Source organism: Microbacterium oleivorans (assembly GCF_001644225.1).
In the GTDB taxonomy this organism is placed as follows: Bacteria; Actinomycetota; Actinomycetes; order Actinomycetales; family Microbacteriaceae; genus Microbacterium; species Microbacterium gawkjiense.
The window spans coordinates 600843-617225 of sequence record NZ_LSTV01000001.1; the positions used below are offsets into that span (position 1 = coordinate 600843).

Annotated in this window: 15 protein-coding genes and 1 tRNA gene; 10 read left to right on the forward strand and 6 right to left on the reverse strand. The window is 71.0% G+C overall.

What is annotated here, in order from left to right:
* Window positions 1-30: 30 nt before the first annotated feature.
* Window positions 31-1341, forward strand: coding sequence for a GNAT family N-acetyltransferase (locus tag AYL44_RS02780; protein WP_064001723.1), 1311 nt, complete (start codon window positions 31-33; stop codon window positions 1339-1341).
* A gap of 36 nt (window positions 1342-1377) precedes the next feature.
* Window positions 1378-3186, forward strand: coding sequence for an ABC-F family ATP-binding cassette domain-containing protein (locus AYL44_RS02785; protein WP_064001724.1), 1809 nt, complete (start codon window positions 1378-1380; stop codon window positions 3184-3186).
* Here the strand turns inward: AYL44_RS02785 and AYL44_RS02790 are convergent, their stop codons facing one another.
* Window positions 3187-4101 (reverse strand): pseudouridine synthase, encoded by a 915-nt coding sequence (locus AYL44_RS02790; protein ID WP_197471595.1) that lies wholly within the window; start codon window positions 4099-4101, stop codon window positions 3187-3189. It abuts the gene before it with no gap.
* Window positions 4102-4113: 12 nt separating this feature from the next.
* On the reverse strand, window positions 4114-4611 hold the full coding sequence (locus tag AYL44_RS02795; RefSeq protein WP_064001725.1) for a MarR family winged helix-turn-helix transcriptional regulator: 498 nt from the start codon (window positions 4609-4611) through the stop codon (window positions 4114-4116).
* A gap of 104 nt (window positions 4612-4715) precedes the next feature.
* Here AYL44_RS02795 and AYL44_RS02800 point away from each other — a divergent pair.
* From AYL44_RS02800 to AYL44_RS02825, 6 genes are all read left to right on the forward strand, one after another.
* Window positions 4716-4787: transfer RNA gene (locus AYL44_RS02800), tRNA-Gln, on the forward strand.
* Window position 4788: 1 nt separating this feature from the next.
* The gene (glmU, locus tag AYL44_RS02805) at window positions 4789-6264 is read left to right on the forward strand and encodes a bifunctional UDP-N-acetylglucosamine diphosphorylase/glucosamine-1-phosphate N-acetyltransferase GlmU (RefSeq protein WP_064001726.1); all 1476 of its coding nucleotides are present in this window, start codon (window positions 4789-4791) and stop codon (window positions 6262-6264) included.
* Window positions 6236-7273, forward strand: coding sequence for a ribose-phosphate diphosphokinase (locus AYL44_RS02810; protein ID WP_064001727.1), 1038 nt, complete (start codon window positions 6236-6238; stop codon window positions 7271-7273). Before glmU ends, AYL44_RS02810 begins: the two co-directional genes overlap by 29 nt.
* A gap of 128 nt (window positions 7274-7401) precedes the next feature.
* Complete coding sequence (locus AYL44_RS02815; RefSeq protein WP_064001728.1) at window positions 7402-7857, forward strand: FMN-binding protein; 456 nt, start codon at window positions 7402-7404, stop codon at window positions 7855-7857.
* Window positions 7854-8720 carry an FAD:protein FMN transferase gene (locus tag AYL44_RS02820; protein ID WP_064001729.1) on the forward strand — a complete coding sequence of 289 codons (867 nt, stop codon included), beginning with the start codon at window positions 7854-7856 and terminating at the stop codon, window positions 8718-8720. The genes AYL44_RS02815 and AYL44_RS02820 overlap by 4 nt, the downstream gene beginning before the upstream one ends.
* On the forward strand, window positions 8717-10270 hold the full coding sequence (locus AYL44_RS02825; protein ID WP_064001730.1) for an FAD-dependent oxidoreductase: 1554 nt from the start codon (window positions 8717-8719) through the stop codon (window positions 10268-10270). The genes AYL44_RS02820 and AYL44_RS02825 overlap by 4 nt, the downstream gene beginning before the upstream one ends.
* Here the strand turns inward: AYL44_RS02825 and AYL44_RS02830 are convergent.
* Genes AYL44_RS02830 through gndA form a run of 4 tightly spaced genes read right to left on the reverse strand, consistent with a single transcriptional unit; the run spans window position 10264 to window position 14573 of the window.
* Window positions 10264-11733, reverse strand: a complete 1470-nt coding sequence (locus AYL44_RS02830; protein WP_064001731.1) for a sensor histidine kinase — start codon at window positions 11731-11733, stop codon at window positions 10264-10266. The genes AYL44_RS02825 and AYL44_RS02830 overlap by 7 nt on opposite strands.
* On the reverse strand, window positions 11730-12455 hold the full coding sequence (locus AYL44_RS02835) for a response regulator transcription factor (protein WP_064001732.1): 726 nt from the start codon (window positions 12453-12455) through the stop codon (window positions 11730-11732). The genes AYL44_RS02830 and AYL44_RS02835 overlap by 4 nt, the downstream gene beginning before the upstream one ends.
* A 49-nt stretch (window positions 12456-12504) precedes the next feature.
* Window positions 12505-13029: a VanZ family protein gene (locus AYL44_RS02840; RefSeq protein ID WP_231872708.1), complete on the reverse strand. Its 525-nt coding sequence runs from the start codon at window positions 13027-13029 to the stop codon at window positions 12505-12507.
* Window positions 12984-14573, reverse strand: coding sequence for an NADP-dependent phosphogluconate dehydrogenase (gene gndA / locus AYL44_RS02845; protein WP_064001733.1), 1590 nt, complete (start codon window positions 14571-14573; stop codon window positions 12984-12986). Before gndA ends, AYL44_RS02840 begins: the two co-directional genes overlap by 46 nt.
* 484 nt (window positions 14574-15057) lie before the next feature.
* On the opposite strand from gndA, the gene AYL44_RS02850 reads away from it, so the two are divergent.
* Together AYL44_RS02850 and pth are read left to right on the forward strand one after the other, a co-directional pair.
* The gene (locus AYL44_RS02850; protein ID WP_064001734.1) at window positions 15058-15696 is read left to right on the forward strand and encodes a 50S ribosomal protein L25/general stress protein Ctc; all 639 of its coding nucleotides are present in this window, start codon (window positions 15058-15060) and stop codon (window positions 15694-15696) included.
* Window positions 15697-15762: 66 nt separating this feature from the next.
* The gene (gene pth / locus AYL44_RS02855; RefSeq protein ID WP_064001735.1) at window positions 15763-16347 is read left to right on the forward strand and encodes an aminoacyl-tRNA hydrolase; all 585 of its coding nucleotides are present in this window, start codon (window positions 15763-15765) and stop codon (window positions 16345-16347) included.
* The last annotated feature ends 36 nt before the right edge of the window (window positions 16348-16383 follow it).

A 16383-nucleotide genomic window follows, 5' to 3' on the forward strand; every position in this document is an offset into this window, starting at 1 on the left:
GCGTCGGCGGCTCCCCGTAGCCTGGAACGCATGACCTCCCTCGGCGACGCCTTCCACTCCGCTCCGCTCGACGAGACCCTCCGCGCGGCGATCGAGGCCGACGGCCTCCGCATCGCCCGCGTCGGCGACGACGACCGTGCCGCGTCGGACAGGTGGACGGATGCCGTGGCCCGCGGCTTCCTCGACGGCGAACGCAACGACCTGCAGCGCGGCGAGGCGTTCGCGCGCAGCCGCTACCGTCGCAAGATCGGTGTGTACGACCCCGGCGCCGTCCAGCCCGACGAGCCGGTCACGACGTTCGCGTCGTGGATCGCCGAGCTCGCCCTGCCCGGCGGTGCCGCCATCCCGATGTGCGCGATCAGCGCCGTCACCGTCGCGCCCACGCACCGCCGCCGGCGTCTGCTCTCGCGGGTCATGGCGGGGGAGCTGCGCACCGCCGTGGCGCAGGGCGCGCCGATCGCGGGCCTGACGGTGAGCGAGTCCGGCATCTACGGCCGGTTCGGGTTCGCCCCCGCCGCGGCGGCGACCTCGTGGGAGATCCGGACGCGCCGCGCCGGGTGGATCGGGCCTGTCGCACCGGGCCGGCTCGATTACGTCACGCGCGAGCAGGCGAGGGATGCCGCCGCCGCGCTGCACGAGCGCACGCGGCTCGCCTCGCCCGGCGAGATCGCGATGCCGGGCGGGCACTGGGACCGCACGTACGGCACGCGGCCCGACGCCGAGAAGGCGGAGCGACTCCGCGCCGTGCAGTACCGCTCGCCGGAGGGCGAGGTCGAGGGTGTCGCGCTGTACTCGGTCAGCGAGAACGACGACGACTGGTCCGCCTCGAACGCCACGGTGCACCAGCTTCTGGCGGTGACCGATGCCGCCTACGCCGGGCTCTGGCGCTTCCTCCTCTCGCTCGATCTCATCGGCACCGTCCGGGCCAGCGAGCTCTCGCTCGACGAGCCGCTCTGGTGGATGATCGCCGACCAGCGCGCCGCCCGCATCACGATCGCGGACCACCACTACCTGCGCATCCTCGACGTCCCGACGGTGCTCGCGGCCCGCGGGTACGACGTCGACGACGTGGTGGCGCTCGAGGTCACCGATCCGCTCGGGATCGCCGACGGCACGTTCGTCCTGTCGGCGGGCGCGGAGCCGGGCGTCGACGTGGTCGACGAGGCGCCCCTCGGCATCCCGCGGGCGACTCTGGGGGTCGCAGAGCTGTCGGCGATCCTGCTCGGCGGCGTCTCGCCCGTCACCCTCGCCCGCGCGGGACGCATCGAGACCGACGACGCGCACCGCCTCGCCCGCGTGTTCGCCTCGACCACCACGCCGCGACTGAGCTTCTGGTACTGAGCAAGCACCCACCGCGCGCCGCGTAGCCTGGAGGCGATGGCACATCTTCTCGGGGCCGAGGCCCTGCACCTGGAGTACCCGACCAAGGTCGTCTTCGACGGCGTGTCGCTCGGCGTCGACGAGGGCGACCGCATCGGCATCGTCGGCCGCAACGGCGACGGCAAATCGAGCCTCATGGCGATGCTGGCGGGGCGGCGCGAGCCGGACTCCGGCCGCGTGACGGTGCGCGGCGGCGTGACGATCGGTGTGCTCGAGCAGACCGACGTGCTGCCCGACGACCTCACCGTGGGTCGCGCGGTGGTCGGCGACGGACCCGAGCACGAGTGGGCCGGCGACCCGCGCGTGCGCGACGTCATCGCGGGTCTCCTCTCGGACCTCGACTGGGATGCCGCCATCGGCACGCTCTCGGGCGGTCAGCGCCGTCGTGTCGCCCTCGCGCAGTTGCTCACCGGTGACTGGGACGTCCTGGCGCTCGACGAACCCACGAACCATCTCGACGTCGAGGGCATCGCCTGGCTCGCCGAGCACCTGAAGCGACGGTGGTCGGCGGCCTCGGGTGCGCTCATGGTCGTCACCCACGACCGGTGGTTCCTCGACGAGGTCTGCACGAAGACGTGGGAGGTGCACGACCGCATCGTCGAGCCCTTCGACGGCGGCTACGCGGCCTACATCCTGCAGCGCGTCGAGCGCGACCGGCAGGCCGCCTCGATCGAGGCGCGCCGGCAGAACCTCGCCCGCAAGGAGCTCGCCTGGCTGCGCCGGGGTGCTCCCGCGCGCACGAGCAAACCGAAGTTCCGCATCGACGCCGCCAACGAGCTCATCGCCGACGTCCCCGAGATTCGCGATCGTGTCTCGCTGCAATCGCTGGCCGTCGCACGGCTCGGCAAGGACGTCGTGGACCTGCTCGACGCGGGGGTCAGCTACGACGGCCGCGAGATCCTGCGCGACGTCGAGTGGCGCATCGCGCCGGGGGAGCGCACCGGCATCCTGGGCGTCAACGGGGCCGGCAAGTCGACGCTCCTGGGCCTCGTCTCCGGTGCCGTCCAGCCGACCGCCGGACGCGTCAAGCACGGCAAGACGGTCAAGGTCGCCACCCTCACGCAGCGGATGGACGAGCTCGACCCGCACCTCGACGAGCCCGTCCGCGTCGTCGTCTCGCGCCTGCGGACGACGTACACGTTCGGGGCCGGGTCGAAGGCGCAGGAGCTCACGCCGGGTCAGCTGCTCGAGCGCATGGGATTCTCGTCTGCTCAGCTCTCGACGCCGGTCAAAGACCTGTCGGGTGGTCAGAAGCGCCGCCTGCAGCTCCTCCTGATCCTCCTCGACCAGCCGAACGTTCTCATCCTCGACGAGCCGACGAACGACCTCGACACCGACATGCTCGCCGCCATCGAAGACCTCCTCGACTCGTGGGCGGGCACCCTCATCGTCGTCTCGCACGACCGCTACTTCATGGAGCGCGTCACCGATCAGCAGTACGCCGTCATGGGCGGTACGCTCCGGCACCTGCCCGGCGGGATCGAGGAGTACCTGCGCCTGCGGGCCGCTCAGCCGCAGGCGACGGGCGCGGCGCCCAGCGCGGGACGACAGGCGGATGCCGCGGCACCACCGGCATCCGCTCTCAGCGGAGCCGAGCGACGCGCGGCCGAGAAGGAGGCCACGAGCCTCGAGCGCCGCATCGCGAAGCTGAGCGATCAGATCGCCACTGCGCGTACGGCCCTGGCCGATCACGACCAGGCCGACTACGTCGGGCTCGGCGAGAAGATGCAGCACATCACCGCGATGGAGGCCGAGGTCGCCGAGGCCGAGGATCGCTGGTTCGAGCTGAGCGAGCAGCTCGGCTGATCAGGCGGGCGGCGCCTCGCGCAGGCGGAGCCCGGTTGTGAACTCGCGCGGACGGCCCGACAGCGGGTCGACGAAGCGCAGTTCGCGTGCCAGGAGCTGCAGCGGGCGGTCGGGGTCGTCGGGCGCCTCGTCGAGCAGGTCGGGGTAGAACCGGTCGCCGAGGATGCCGAGACCGATCCCGGCGAGGTGCGACCGGAGTTGATGCATGCGCCCGGTCCGGGGGTGCAGCCGCAGGTGCGCGCGGTCGGCCGTGACCCGGATCGCCTCGACGCGCGTCTCGGCGTTCGGCTCGCGGTCCTCGCGCACGATCGCCCGCAGGCTCCCGCGGGAGCTCGTCAGGTGCGAACGGATCACGAGGGGGAGCTCCGGCATCCCACCGGCGGGGACGGCGGTGACGGCCTCGTAGACCTTCTCGACGGCCCGGTCGGCGAACAGGGTCTGGTAAGCGCCGCGGGTCGCGGGGCGCGCGGAGAACATGACGAGACCGGCGGTGGCACGGTCGAGGCGGTGGATCGGCGTCAGATCCGGGTTGTCGAACCGCTGTCGCAGTCGGACGAGCGCCGAATTGCGCAGGAAGCCGCCGCCGGGCGTCGTCGGGAGGAAGTGCGGCTTGTCCACGACGAGCAGATCGTCGTCTAGGTGGCGCACCGTCACCTCGTACGGGATGTCGGGCTCGTCGGGCGGTTCCCGGTAGTACCAGATGAAGTCCTCCGCACCGAGCGGGGTCTCCCGCGTGAGTCGCGTGCCGTCGAAGGCGACCACCTCGCCCCGGTCGAAGCGGCTGAGGAGGATCTCGGGGTCGATGTGCGCGAACCGGCCCGTCACGTAGTCCGCGATCGTCGTCCAGGGCCCGGTCCGCGGCACACGCAGACGCGTGGGACCGACCCCGTCACGGACGGGAAGGGGTGCGCGCATCGCCATCGCGGATCAGACGTCGAATCCGAGGCTCAGCTTGCGCAGGAGCGCGGCGAGCCGGTCCCGGTCGGCGCGCGAGAGCTGGCCGAGGAGCTCGGCCTCGGCGTCGACGAGGCGGGTGATCGCGGCATCCACCCGATTGCGCCCCTCCTCGGTGAGAGTCACTAAGACACCGCGGCCGTCGCCGGGGTCGGCCGCGCGCACGACGAGGCGACGGTCGACGAGCCGGTCGATGCGGTTGGTCATCGTGCCGCTCGAGACGAGCGTCTGCTGCAGCAGCTGCTTGGGGCTGAGCGTGTACGGCTCGCCCGCGCGGCGGAGAGCCGACAGCACGTCCCACTCCCACGGTTCCAGGTCGCTGCGCTGGAAGGCCTCGCGACGGGCGCGGTCGAGGTGGCGCGACAGCCGGTCCACCCGCGAGAGCACCTCGAGCGGCGAGAAGTCCAGATCGGGTCGCTGCGCGATCCAGGCGCTCACGATCCGGTCGACCTCGTCGTGTTCGGGAGCCATCCCCTCATCATCGCAGAGCGGCTGCGGCGCCCGTGTCCGAGGTGGGCCGCCCGCGCGCGCATGGCAGACTTGTCGGGCGGCCACCGGACCCCGGAGCGCCGCGGTCCGCCGTGGTGTAATGGCAGCACGACAGCCTTTGGAGCTGTGAAGTCTAGGTTCGAGTCCTGGCGGCGGAGCATGACCAAGAACGCGCTCGACCCCCGCCTCGCCGTCGTCATCCTCGCCGCCGGCCAGGGGACACGGATGAAGTCCTCGCTCCCGAAGGTGCTGCACCGCATCAGCGGCCGTCCGCTCGTCGGACACGTGCTCGACACCGCGCGCGACCTCGCCCCGGCGCACGTCGTCGTGGTCGTCCGTCACGAGCGCGACCAGGTCGCGGCGGCCGTCCTCGGCGTCGCTCCCGAGGTCGTTGTGGTCGACCAGGATGAGATCCCCGGCACCGGCCGCGCCGTCGAGATCGCCCTGGACGCGCTCGCCGGCTTCGAGGGCGACGTCCTCGTACTGAGCGGCGACTGCCCCCTCGCCGACGCCGACACCCTCGGCGCGTTCGTGTCCGAGCACCGCAACGCGCAGGCCGACGCGACCCTCATGACCGCCGTCGTCGACGACCCCACCGGGTACGGCCGCATCATCCGCGAGAGCGACGGCAGCGTGGCGCGCATCGTCGAGCAGAAGGATGCCTCGCCCGACGAAGCGGCCGTCAGCGAGGTCAACGCGGGGATGTACGTGTTCGGCGCCGCCGCGCTCCGCGAGCACCTGCCGCAGGTGGGAACGGCGAACGCGCAGAACGAGAAGTACCTCACCGACACCGTCGCGCTGCTGCGCCGCGCGGGGCGGCGGGTCGCGGCATCCGTCGCGAAGGACCCGACCGTCACGTACGGCGTCAACGACCGCGTGCAGCTGTCCGAGGTGGGCCGACTGCTGAACGCGCGGACCGTCCGTCGCTGGCAGCTCGCCGGGGTCACGATCCTCGATCCCGCCACGACGTGGATCGACGTCACGGCGACCCTCGCGCCCGACGTCACCGTCCTCCCCAACACCCACATCCTGCGCGCGACGAGCATCGCCGAGGGCGCGACCGTCGGCCCCGACACGAGCCTCGTCGACTGTGAGGTCGGGCGCGGCGCGACCGTCACCCGCACCGACGCGACTCTCGCCGTCATCGGCGCGGACGCGACCGTGGGACCCTTCGCCTACGTCCGACCCGGCACCGAGCTGGGGGAGCGCGGCAAGATCGGCACGTTCGTCGAGACGAAGAACTCGACGATCGGCGAGGGCAGCAAGGTCCCGCACCTCTCGTACGTCGGCGACACGACGATCGGGCGAGGCGTCAACCTCGGCGCCGGCGCCATCACCGCCAACTACGACGACCTCACGAAGCACCGCACCGAGATCGCCGACGAGGTGCACGCCGGCTCGCACAACGTGTTCGTCGCGCCCGTTAGGATCGGTGAAGGCGCGAAGACGGGTGCGGGAGCCGTCATCCGCAAGGATGTTCCGGCCGGCGCCCTCGCGCTCAGCATCGCCCCCCAGCGGAACATCGCCGGGTGGGTCGAGAACAATCGACCGGGAACGGGAGCGGCAGAAGCCGCCGCTCGCGCCCGGTCCGCACAGGAAGCTGGCGATGGGTCGCAAGAAGCAGCAGACGGTTGACCTCGACACCGAGCGCGGGATCGCCCCGGGCCTGGTGGCCAAGACCAAGAAGCGGCTCGTCGTCGCCTCGGGTCGCTCCCACGAGGAGCTCTCCGCCGAGGTCGCCACAGCGCTCGGCACCCAGCTCGTTCCGACCGAGCACCGCACGTTCGCCTCGGGGGAGATCCTCACCCGCTTCGAGGTGTCGATCCGCGGCTGCGACTTCTTCCTGATCCAGAGCTTCGGGCCGCCGGTCAACGAGTGGCTGATGGAGACGCTGATCATGCTGGATGCCGCCAAGCGCGCATCCGCGAAGCGGATCACCGTCGTCGCGCCGTACTTCCCCTACTCCCGTCAGGACAAGAAGGGTCGCGGGCGTGAGCCGATCAGTGCCCGCCTCGTCGCCGACCTGTTCAAGACGGCCGGCGCCGACCGCGTCATGAGCGTCGACCTGCACGCCGCGCAGATCCAGGGCTTCTTCGACGGTCCCGTCGACCACCTGTTCGCCAAGCCCGTGCTGCTGGAGTACTTCCAGAACACGCTGTCGGCCGATGACCGCGCCAAGCTCACGGTCGTCTCGCCCGACACCGGCCGCGTGCGCGTCGCCGACACCTGGTCCGACAGCCTGGGCGCACCGCTCGCCATCATCCACAAGCGGCGCGACCCGAACGTCGCCAACCAGGTCACGGTCAACGAGATCGTCGGACAGGTCGAGGGCCGGGTCTGCCTGCTCGTCGACGACATGATCGACACCGGCGGCACGATCGTCAAGGCGGCCCAGGCGCTCAAGGCCAACGGCGCGGAGCGTGTCATCGTCGCGGCGACGCACGCGATCTTCAGCGACCCCGCCGCCGAGCGGCTGCAGGACCCCTCGATCGACGAGGTCGTCGTCACCGACACCGTACCGCTGCCCCCCGAGAAGCGCTTCCCGGCCCTCACGATCCTCCCGATCGCGCCGCTGCTGGCCCGTGCCATCCGCGAAGTCTTCGAGGACGGTTCGGTCACGAGCATGTTCGACGGCGCAGCCTGAGGGACGACTCCCTCCGGTTCGCAGGAGATCCATAGACTCCTGCAAGGATCGCCCTGTCGGGGCCCGCTTTCCTGAGATCACCGCCCCGCGCCCTCGACCGGGCGGGCACGACAGAAGGAGGACCTCTCATGATCCGCGCCACCGCCGTACCCCGACCGATCCGCGTCGGCGCCGCCGCCGCATCCGTCGCAGGGCTCGCCCTGCTGGCCGGGTGCGCCGGCCAGACGACCGCTGAGGGGACGTCCTCGCAGCCGCCGGCCTCGGCCGACGCGGGCTCGTCCTCCGGGACGTACAAGGACGGCACCTACACGGCCGAGGGCACCTACCAGACGCCCGAGACCGTCGAGAAGATCAGCGTCACGCTGACGCTCGAGTCGAACAAGGTCACCGCCGTCGAGGTGACCGGCGACCCGCAGGCCCGCGAGACCGAGCAGTACCAGAGCGAGTTCATCGGCGGGATCAAGGACGAAGTCGTCGGGAAGAACCTCGACGACCTGTCCGTCGACCGTGTGGGCGGCTCGTCCCTCACCAGCGGCGGCTTCAACGCGGCGGTGGCCGAGATCCGGACCGAAGCCGCATCATGACCTCCGCCGGCCCGCTCGTCCACTCCTGGACGTTCGAGGCGATCGGCACCGTCTGGCGGATCGACACCGCCGACCCCCTGGATGATGGCGTCCGTGAGGAGATCACGGACGCCATCGCCGTGTTCGACGGCGAGTGGTCCCGCTTCCGCGAGGACTCGCTCGTGCGGCGGCTGGGGGAGAGCGGCGGCGAGGTCCCCGCGCCCGCCGACGCCGGGCCGATGCTCGACGCCTACGACGCGCTCGATTCCGCCACCTCGGGCGCCGTGAACCCGCTCGTCGGGGAGAGCCTCGCGCGCCGCGGGTACGACGCCGCATACTCTCTGATCGACCGGGGCGCCGTCGCCGCGCCGCAGGACTGGCGGGCGATCGTGGACTGGTCGGACGCCGTCCTCCACCTGACGGAGCCCGCCGTCCTCGACGTGGGCGCCCTCGGCAAGGGACGCCTCGTCGACCTCGTCATCGCCAGGATCCCCGAAGGCGCCGCCGTCGTCGATGCGGGCGGCGACATCGCGGTCCGCGGTGCGACCCAGCGGATCGCGCTGGAGCACCCCTACGACACGTCCCGCGCGATCGGGGTGTGGCAGGTGACGGATGCCGCCCTCTGCGCCTCGGCGGTCAACCGCCGCGCGTGGGGCGACGGGCTGCACCACGTCCTCGACGCGCGCACCGGTGAGCCGGTGCGCGCCTACGCCGCGACCTGGGCGGTCGCGCCCGATGCCATGACGGCGGATGCGGTCGCGACGGCGTTGTTCTTCGACGGCGGCCCCCGGCTGGCCGCAGAATGGGGAGTCGCCTGGGTGCGCATGCGCACCGACGGCTCCGTCGAATGGTCCCCCCGATGCGAAGCGGAGTTGTTCTCGTGATCTCATCCCTCAGTGCCGCCTGGAGTCGCGTGTTCGGCGTCCTCGGCAGGTTGTCCATGTACCGCCTCGTGCTCTTCGCGCTCTCGGCGCTGGCCGTGATCACCCTGGCGGTGTCCCTCGCGGGCGGGGTGTCGGTGGCGCCGCTGGAGTTCGTCGTCACGCTCGCTGTACTGGCCGTCTCGATCGCCCTCGTCGACGCCGTCGCCCAGCGCATCGTCCGCCGCCCGTGGCGGATCGAATCCGCCCTCATCACGGCGCTGATCCTCGTGTTCGTCCTGCGCCCCACCCTCGAGCCGCTGCCGCTCGTCGGCGTCGCCGTCGCAGGCGCTCTCGCCTCGGCATCCAAGTACGTTCTCGCCTGGCAGGGCCGGCACATCTTCAACCCGGCCGCCGTCGGCGCGACGGCCCTCACGATCATCAGCATCTGGGCGCCCGACCTCGGGTCGGCGGCGTGGTGGGTCGGCAACCCGCTGCTCGCCCTGCCGGTACTGCTCCTCGGGCTGGTCGTGCTCGTGCGCACCGAGAAGGTGCGGGTCGTCGGCCTGTTCCTCATCATCGCGATCGCGGTCGCGTCGCTGCGCACGATCGTGCAGGCCCAGTCGGCGGGGTTCGCCCTCGACCCGGGGATGACGTTCTCGGCGATCGTCCTGTCGTCGCCGTTCCTGTTCCTCGGCGCGTTCATGCTCTCGGAGCCGCTCACCCTGCCGCCGCGCCGCTGGCAGCAGTTCGTCGTGGCGGCCGTCGTCGGTGTGCTCGCCGGGTGGCCGATCTCCCTCGGCGAGATCACCCTTGGCCAGGAGCGCGCTCTCCTCGTCGGGAACCTCGTCGCCTTCGTCTTCGCAATGCGTACAGCCGTGCGGCTGACGATCGTCGAACGCACCCCGCTCACCCCGAGCGTGCGCGAGTACAGCTTCCGCGCCGAGCGCCCGGTCCGCTTCGCCCCGGGGCAGTACCTCGAGCTCGAGGTCCCCCACGCGCACCCCGATTCCCGTGGGACCCGGCGCGAATTCAGCATCCTGTCGTCGCCGGCGGAGCTGCCGCTCGTGAAGATCGCGATGCGCGAAGGATCGCAGTCCAGCTACAAGAAGGCGCTCGCCACGGTCGAACCCGGCGACGAGCTCGCGATCACGGGGATCTGGGGCGACTTCGTCCTGCCGCGACGCGCCGACGCGCCCGTCCTGATGGTGGCGGCGGGCATCGGCGTGACGCCGTTCGTGTCCCAGCTGCGTCACCTGCGCCTCACGCAGGAGCGACGCGACGTCGTGTTCGTCTACGTCGCCTCGGCCAGCGAGGAGCTCGCGTTCCGGGGCGACCTCGAGGCCGCCGGCATCCCGGTCATCGTCGTCACGCGCGACGAACCCGCGGACCTTCCGACGGACTGGACGTGGGCGGGCGGTTCGCGTCTCGACGCCGACGGGCTGCTGCGTCTGGTTCCCGACATCAACCGCCGTCACGCCTACGTGTCGGGCCCGCCGGCGCTGATCGCGACCCTCACCCCGGCCCTCGAGCGGGCGAAGTCGATCACGACGGACGCGTTCAGCGGTTACTGAGCGGGGGAGTCGGGGCGGGCGGGCATCCGCACCTCGAAGGTCGTCGAGCCGGGCTCGGAGGCCACGGCGATACGGCCGCCGTGGCCCTCGACGATCGCCTTGACGATCGAGAGCCCGAGCCCCGTGCCGCCGGTCTGGCGCGCGCGGGACGAGTCGGCGCGCGAGAACCGCTCGAACAGGTCCCCGACGACGGTGGGGTCGATACCGGGCCCGTCGTCGTGGATGCGCAGGACCGCGTCGCCGTCTTCCGACGCCACGGTCGTCGTCACGCGGGTGCCGGCGGGGGTGTGGACCCGTGCGTTGGCGAGCAGGTTCGCCGCCACCTGATGCAGCCGTCCGGCGTCGCCGGCGACGATGACGGGCTCGTCGGGCACCTCCAGCACCCACTCGTGGTCGGTGCCGGCCACCCGCGCGTCCGAGACGGCTTCCACGGCGAGGCGGGTGAGATCGACGGCGCTGTAGACGAGCTCGGTCCCCTCGTCGAGGCGAGCGAGCAGCAGCAGATCCTCGACGAGCGCCGTCATGCGCAGCGACTGCGCCTGGATGCGTTCCAGCGACTCGCGGGTGGTGTCGGCGACGACACCGGCGGCCGTGTTCCCGCTCGCTTCTGCGTGACGGATGCCGCGCAGCGAGAGCTCGGAATACCCCCGGATCGAGGCGAGGGGAGTGCGCAGTTCGTGGCTCGCATCCGCGACGAACGCGCGCATGCGCTCCTCGTTGCGCTGGCGCGCGGCGAGGGAGGTCTCCACGTGGTCGAGCAGGGTGTTCAGGGCGTGCCCCACCTGACCGACTTCGGTGTGGGTGTCGGTGTCCTCGTCGGGAACGCGCTCGGTGATCGTGACGGCACCCTCCGCCAGGGGCTGCGCCGCGACCCGGGAGGCGGTCGACGCGACGGAGCGCAGGGGTGCGAGGGCGCTGCGGATGAGGAGCGCGATGACCGCGGCGAGCACGAGCAGGCCGCCGGTGGTGAGGAGGGCGACGGTCGTGACGATGCGGGCGCTGACGCTCGTCACCTCCGAGGTCGGCAACCCGAAGATGCTGGAGTACGGGCCGATCCGCAGCCGGTAGTCCCCGAGACCCGCGACCGTGGCGTCGGCCCAGTCGTTGCCGTCCTGGGCGCTGATCTGGATGTTGCGGGTGTCGAGGGTCCGGACGCCACCCTCCGCATCGACGTACGCGGCGGTCGGGCCGGCGAGGTTGTTCACGACGAGCAGGGTGCCCCGCTCCGGGCGGGGGCTCGCTTCGAGGATCTGGTCGGCGCGGTGGTTGTAGTCGAGTGCGATCGAGTCCTGCACGCCGGTGACCTTCGCGTCGAGGTTCTCACGCAGGATCGACTCGAGGACGGTACCGGTGCCGAGTCCGACGGTGATGAGGATGACCGACACGAACGACACGACCGCCGTGATCAGCCGCGCCTGCAGGCTCCAGCGGTGCCGACGGCGACGACGGGACGTCGTGCTCACTGGCTCGCTTTGATCATGTAGCCGACGCCGCGGACCGTGTGGATGAGCGGCTCCTTGCCCGCGTCGATCTTCTTGCGCAGGTAGGAGATGTAGAGCTCGACGACGCTCGAGCGGCCGCCGAAGTCGTAGTTCCAGACGCGGTCGAGGATCTGCGCCTTCGAGAGCACACGGCGCTGATTGCGCATGAGGTAACGGAGCAGCTCGAACTCGGTCGCGGTGAGCTCGATCTCGTCGTCGCCACGGAAGACCTCGTGCGAGTCCTCGTTGAGCGTGAGGTCGCCGACGCGGAGGATCGGGTCGGCGGCGCCGGCGGATGCCCCGGCGCGGCGCATCAGCCCCCGCAGCCGCGCGACGACCTCCTCGAGGCTGAACGGCTTCGTGACATAGTCATCACCACCGGCGGTGAGCCCGGCGACACGGTCGCTGACGGAGTCCTTCGCGGTGAGGAAGAGCACCGGCACGTCGTCGCCGCCCTGGCGCAGACGCTGCAGCACCGACATCCCGTCGAGGTCGGGCATCATGATGTCGAGCACCATCGCGTCGGGGGCGAACTCCCGCGCGGCGGTCAGGGCGTCGAAGCCGGAACCGGCGGTACGCACCTCCCAGCCCTCCATCCGCAGGGCCATCGAGAGCAGGTCGGTCAACATCTGCTCGTCGTCGACGACGAGGACGCGCAGGGGGGAGCCGTCGGGGCGCTGGAGAACGGGGGCAGGCATGGTCATGACTCCATTCTCATGACCTTCCTATGACCGCGCTATGCCCCGGCTTCGGTCATGCTCGGTATTCCTGCTGCCGCCGCGGATGCGGCGGGGACAGCAGGAAGGCGAGCAGCAGCATGAGACACATCCCGATGACGGCGCCCAGCGTGTTGGCGATCACATCGCGGACGTCGGCGACGCGGGAGTCGAGCAGGAGCGCCTGCAGGGTTTCGATCGCCGCGCTGGCGAGCGCCCCCAGGATGGGCGCCAGCCACCAGCCGCGCACGCCGAACCAGAGCACGGCGATCACCCCGAGGGGGACGAACATCGCGACGTTCGCGCCGAACTCGACGCGGTCGAACGTGATCCAGGCCGTCGAGGGACGCTCGGCGAACCACTCCAGCAGCCGGTTCAGTCCCGACGCGATGTCGGAACCGTACGGCGCCGCGCGCAGCGTCATCCAGCCGACCGCCCACGCGTAGAGGGCGGTCAGGATGGCGAGGACGATGCGCGCGGCGGCCCGGTGGACGCGCAGCGCGGTGTCGCTGCGGCTCAGTGGGTGTCCTCGGCTTCGACCTCGCTGCGGTCGCCGGACCACAGCGTGTGGAAGGTGCCGTCCTTGTCGATGCGCTTGTAGGTGTGGGCGCCGAAGAAGTCGCGCTGTCCCTGGATGAGGGCGGCGGGCAGGCGGTCGGCGCGCAGGCCGTCGTAGTAGGCGAGGGAGGAGCTGAAGGCGGGGGCGGGGATGCCGGCGGATGCCGAGATGCGGACGACCTCGCGCCAGGCGTCCTGCGTGCGGCCGAGGGCTTCGACGAAGTACGGGGCGGTGAGGAGGACGGGGAGGTCCGCCTGGGCGTCGTAGGCGTCGGCGATGCGGTTGAGGAACTGGGCGCGGATGATGCAGCCGCCGCGCCAGATCTTGCTGACGGCGCCGAGGTCGATGTTCCAGCCGTACTGTGCGGCGCCGGCGCGGATCTCGTCGAAGCCCTGGCTGTACGCGACGATCTTCGAGGCGTAGAGGGCCAGGCGCACCTGCTCGATGAACGCGTCGGCGTCGGTGACGGTGAAGTCCTCGGGGGAGGGGCCGGGGAGGCCGCCGGCCACGTCGCGCTGTTCGCGGTGGCTGGAGAGCGAGCGGGCGAAAGTGGCTTCGGCGATGCCGGAGACGGGGACGCCGAGGTCGAGGGCGGTCTGCACGGTCCAGGCGCCGGTGCCCTTGGCGCCGGCCTGGTCGACGATGACGTCGACGAGGGGCTTGCCGGTGGCGGCATCCGTCTGGCGGAGCACCTCGGCGGTGATCTCGATGAGGTAGGACTCCAGCTCACCGGTGTTCCACTCAGCGAAGATGTCCGCGATCTCCGCGGGGGACTTGCCGGTGCCGCGGCGGATGAGGTCGTACGCCTCGGCGATGAGCTGCATGTCGGCGTACTCGATGCCGTTGTGCACCATCTTGACGAAGTGCCCGGCGCCGTCGTGGCCGATGTGGGTGACGCACGGCTCGCCCTCGGCGACCGCCGCGATGGACTTCAGGATGGGGCCGAGGGTGACCCACGCCTCGTCGGGGCCGCCGGGCATGAGGGACGGACCGTTGAGTGCGCCCTCCTCGCCGCCGGAGACACCCATGCCGACGAAGTTGTAGCCCGCCTCCGAGACCGCCTTCTCGCGGCGGATCGTGTCGGTGAACAGGCTGTTGCCGCCGTCGATGATGATGTCACCGGGCTCGAACACACGCATGAGCTCGTCGATGACGGCATCCGTCGGCTTGCCGGCCTTGACCATGATGATCGCGGTGCGGGGCTTCTGCAGCGACGCGGCGAACTCCTCGTAGGTGAACGCGGGGACGAACTCGGCCTCGGGGTGCGCCTCGAGCAGCTCGTCGGTCTTCGACCGCGACCGGTTGAACACCGCGACCGTGTTGCCCTCGCGCGACGCGAGGTTGCGGGCCAGGTTCGAGCCCATCACCGCGAGACCGACGACACCGATGTTCGCCGGACCCTGCGCAGAACCGGTCGACGCCGATTCGGGGTGGGTGGGACGGTCGACCTCTTCGGGCTGCGGAGCCCCCTCGTGCTGCTGCGTCGCCTCGTGCGGAGCCTGATCCTGATCCGTCGAGGGGCCGGTGGGAGAGGGGGTCGACGACATACGGGGCTCCAGGTCTACGTGAGGTGTGAGCGGAATGGGGTGGGTGCCGGTGACCGGCGGTCCCCTCCGGTCACTGTATCCGCTGGACCGAGAGGGGCGATCGCGTGTGACGCGGTCAGTCCTTGTAGCTGCGACCCATCGAGAAGAAGGCGCCGACGACGCAGACGGCGGTGGCCGCGCTCAGAGCTCCGACGAACCAGAGCAGTGCGTGCGACATCCATCCGTAGTCCATGGGTCCTCCGTGTCTCGGGGGTGAGGGGCTGAGATTCCATCGTATCCGGCGCGCTGATAGACTCGTCTCGAACTTCGGCGAGGGATGCGGCGCATCCGTGATCGACGCGGTGAAGCAGGCTTCGCGGCTTTCCTCACGCGCATGCGTTCGAGTCGAACCACAGACCACGTCTGGGCCGCATCGGCCCGGGTACAGACGAGGCCGTACCGGCCCCGATTGACTGGGCCGTGATGGCCCGCAAGGAGAACACTCATGTCGACTGAGACCGACACCAAGGTCGTCGCCGAGCTGCGCGAGCAGTTCGGTAAGGGCTTCGCCCGCCGTCTGCGCGCGGCCGGCAAGATCCCCGCTGTCATCTACGGCCACGGCACGGACCCCGTGCACGTCGCGCTTCCGGGCCACCAGGTCTCGCTGCTCATCCGTCGCGCCAACGCGCTGCTCGAGCTCGAGATCGCCGGCAAGCAGCAGCTCACGCTGGTCAAGGACGTCCAGAAGGACCCCGTGCACCAGATCATCGAGCACATCGACCTCCTCGTCGTGAAGAAGGGCGAGAAGATCCAGGTCGACGTCCCCGTCTCCGTCGTCGGCGAGCCGTTCCCCGGCACGATCGCGACGCTCGAGAACACGACCGTTGCGCTCGAGGTCGAGGCCACCCACATCCCGCAGAACATCGAGGTCTCGGTCGAGGGCCTCGAGGACGGCACCCACATCACCGCCGGTGAGCTGACGCTGCCCCGCGGTGCCACGCTGGTGACCGAGGCCGACACGCTCGTCGTCGGTGTCGCGCTGCCGCCGGCTCCCGTCGAGGACGAGGCGGAGGCGTCCGAGGAGGGCGCCGAGGCCGAGGCCGAGGGCGACGAGGCGCCTGCCGCCGAGGAATCCGCCGAGTAAGACGAACACGTTCGAAGCCCGTCGCCGCTGTTGCTGCGACGGGCTTCGTCGTCGGAAGGGACGGTCATGGCCGACACCTGGTTGATCGTGGGGCTCGGGAATCCCGGTCCGCGCTATGAGGCGACGCGTCACAACGTCGGGCAGATGGTGATCGACGAGCTCGCGCGACGGCGTTCCGAGACGCTGCGCTCGCACAAAGCGAACGCGCGGGTCGCCGAGACGTGGCTGCGACCTGGGGGGCCGAAGCTGGTGCTCGCCAAGCCCAACTCGTTCATGAACGTGTCGGGTGGTCCGGTGTCGGCGCTCGCGGCCTTCTACGGTGTGCCGGCGGAGCGGGTCGTGATCGTGCACGACGAACTCGACATCCCCTTCGACTCCCTCAAGCTGAAGGTCGGCGGCGGTCACGGCGGGCACAACGGCGTCCGTGACGTCGCGAAGGCGCTCGGCACGCCGGAGTTCCTTCGGGTGCGGGTCGGCATCGGGCGTCCGCCGGGGCGTCAGGACCCCGCCGATTGGGTGCTCGATCCGTTCGGCGCCGCGGAACGCCCGAACCTCCCCATCGCGATCGCCGATGCGGCGGATGCCGTGGAGCAGCTCGTCGACGAGGGGCTGCTCGCCGCGCAGCAGCGCCATCACGCGCCGCGCGCCTGAGTGGTCGATGGTGTGATCACGTGGTTGGCGATTCGC

Excerpts from the sequence above, each read along its gene's own strand:
- AYL44_RS02780 (WP_064001723.1), top strand. The coding sequence starts at position 31 with ATGACCTCCCTCGGCGACGCCTTCCACTCCGCTCCGCTCGACGAGACC.
- AYL44_RS02785 (WP_064001724.1), top strand. The coding sequence starts at position 1,378 with ATGGCACATCTTCTCGGGGCCGAGGCCCTGCACCTGGAGTACCCGACC.
- AYL44_RS02790 (WP_197471595.1), bottom strand. The coding sequence starts at position 4,101 with ATGCGCGCACCCCTTCCCGTCCGTGACGGGGTCGGTCCCACGCGTCTG.
- AYL44_RS02795 (WP_064001725.1), bottom strand. The coding sequence starts at position 4,611 with ATGGCTCCCGAACACGACGAGGTCGACCGGATCGTGAGCGCCTGGATC.
- glmU (WP_064001726.1), top strand. The coding sequence starts at position 4,789 with ATGACCAAGAACGCGCTCGACCCCCGCCTCGCCGTCGTCATCCTCGCC.
- AYL44_RS02810 (WP_064001727.1), top strand. The coding sequence starts at position 6,236 with ATGGGTCGCAAGAAGCAGCAGACGGTTGACCTCGACACCGAGCGCGGG.
- AYL44_RS02815 (WP_064001728.1), top strand. The coding sequence starts at position 7,402 with ATGATCCGCGCCACCGCCGTACCCCGACCGATCCGCGTCGGCGCCGCC.
- AYL44_RS02820 (WP_064001729.1), top strand. The coding sequence starts at position 7,854 with ATGACCTCCGCCGGCCCGCTCGTCCACTCCTGGACGTTCGAGGCGATC.
- AYL44_RS02835 (WP_064001732.1), bottom strand. The coding sequence starts at position 12,455 with ATGACCATGCCTGCCCCCGTTCTCCAGCGCCCCGACGGCTCCCCCCTG.
- gndA (WP_064001733.1), bottom strand. The coding sequence starts at position 14,573 with ATGTCGTCGACCCCCTCTCCCACCGGCCCCTCGACGGATCAGGATCAG.
- AYL44_RS02850 (WP_064001734.1), top strand. The coding sequence starts at position 15,058 with ATGTCGACTGAGACCGACACCAAGGTCGTCGCCGAGCTGCGCGAGCAG.
- pth (WP_064001735.1), top strand. The coding sequence starts at position 15,763 with ATGGCCGACACCTGGTTGATCGTGGGGCTCGGGAATCCCGGTCCGCGC.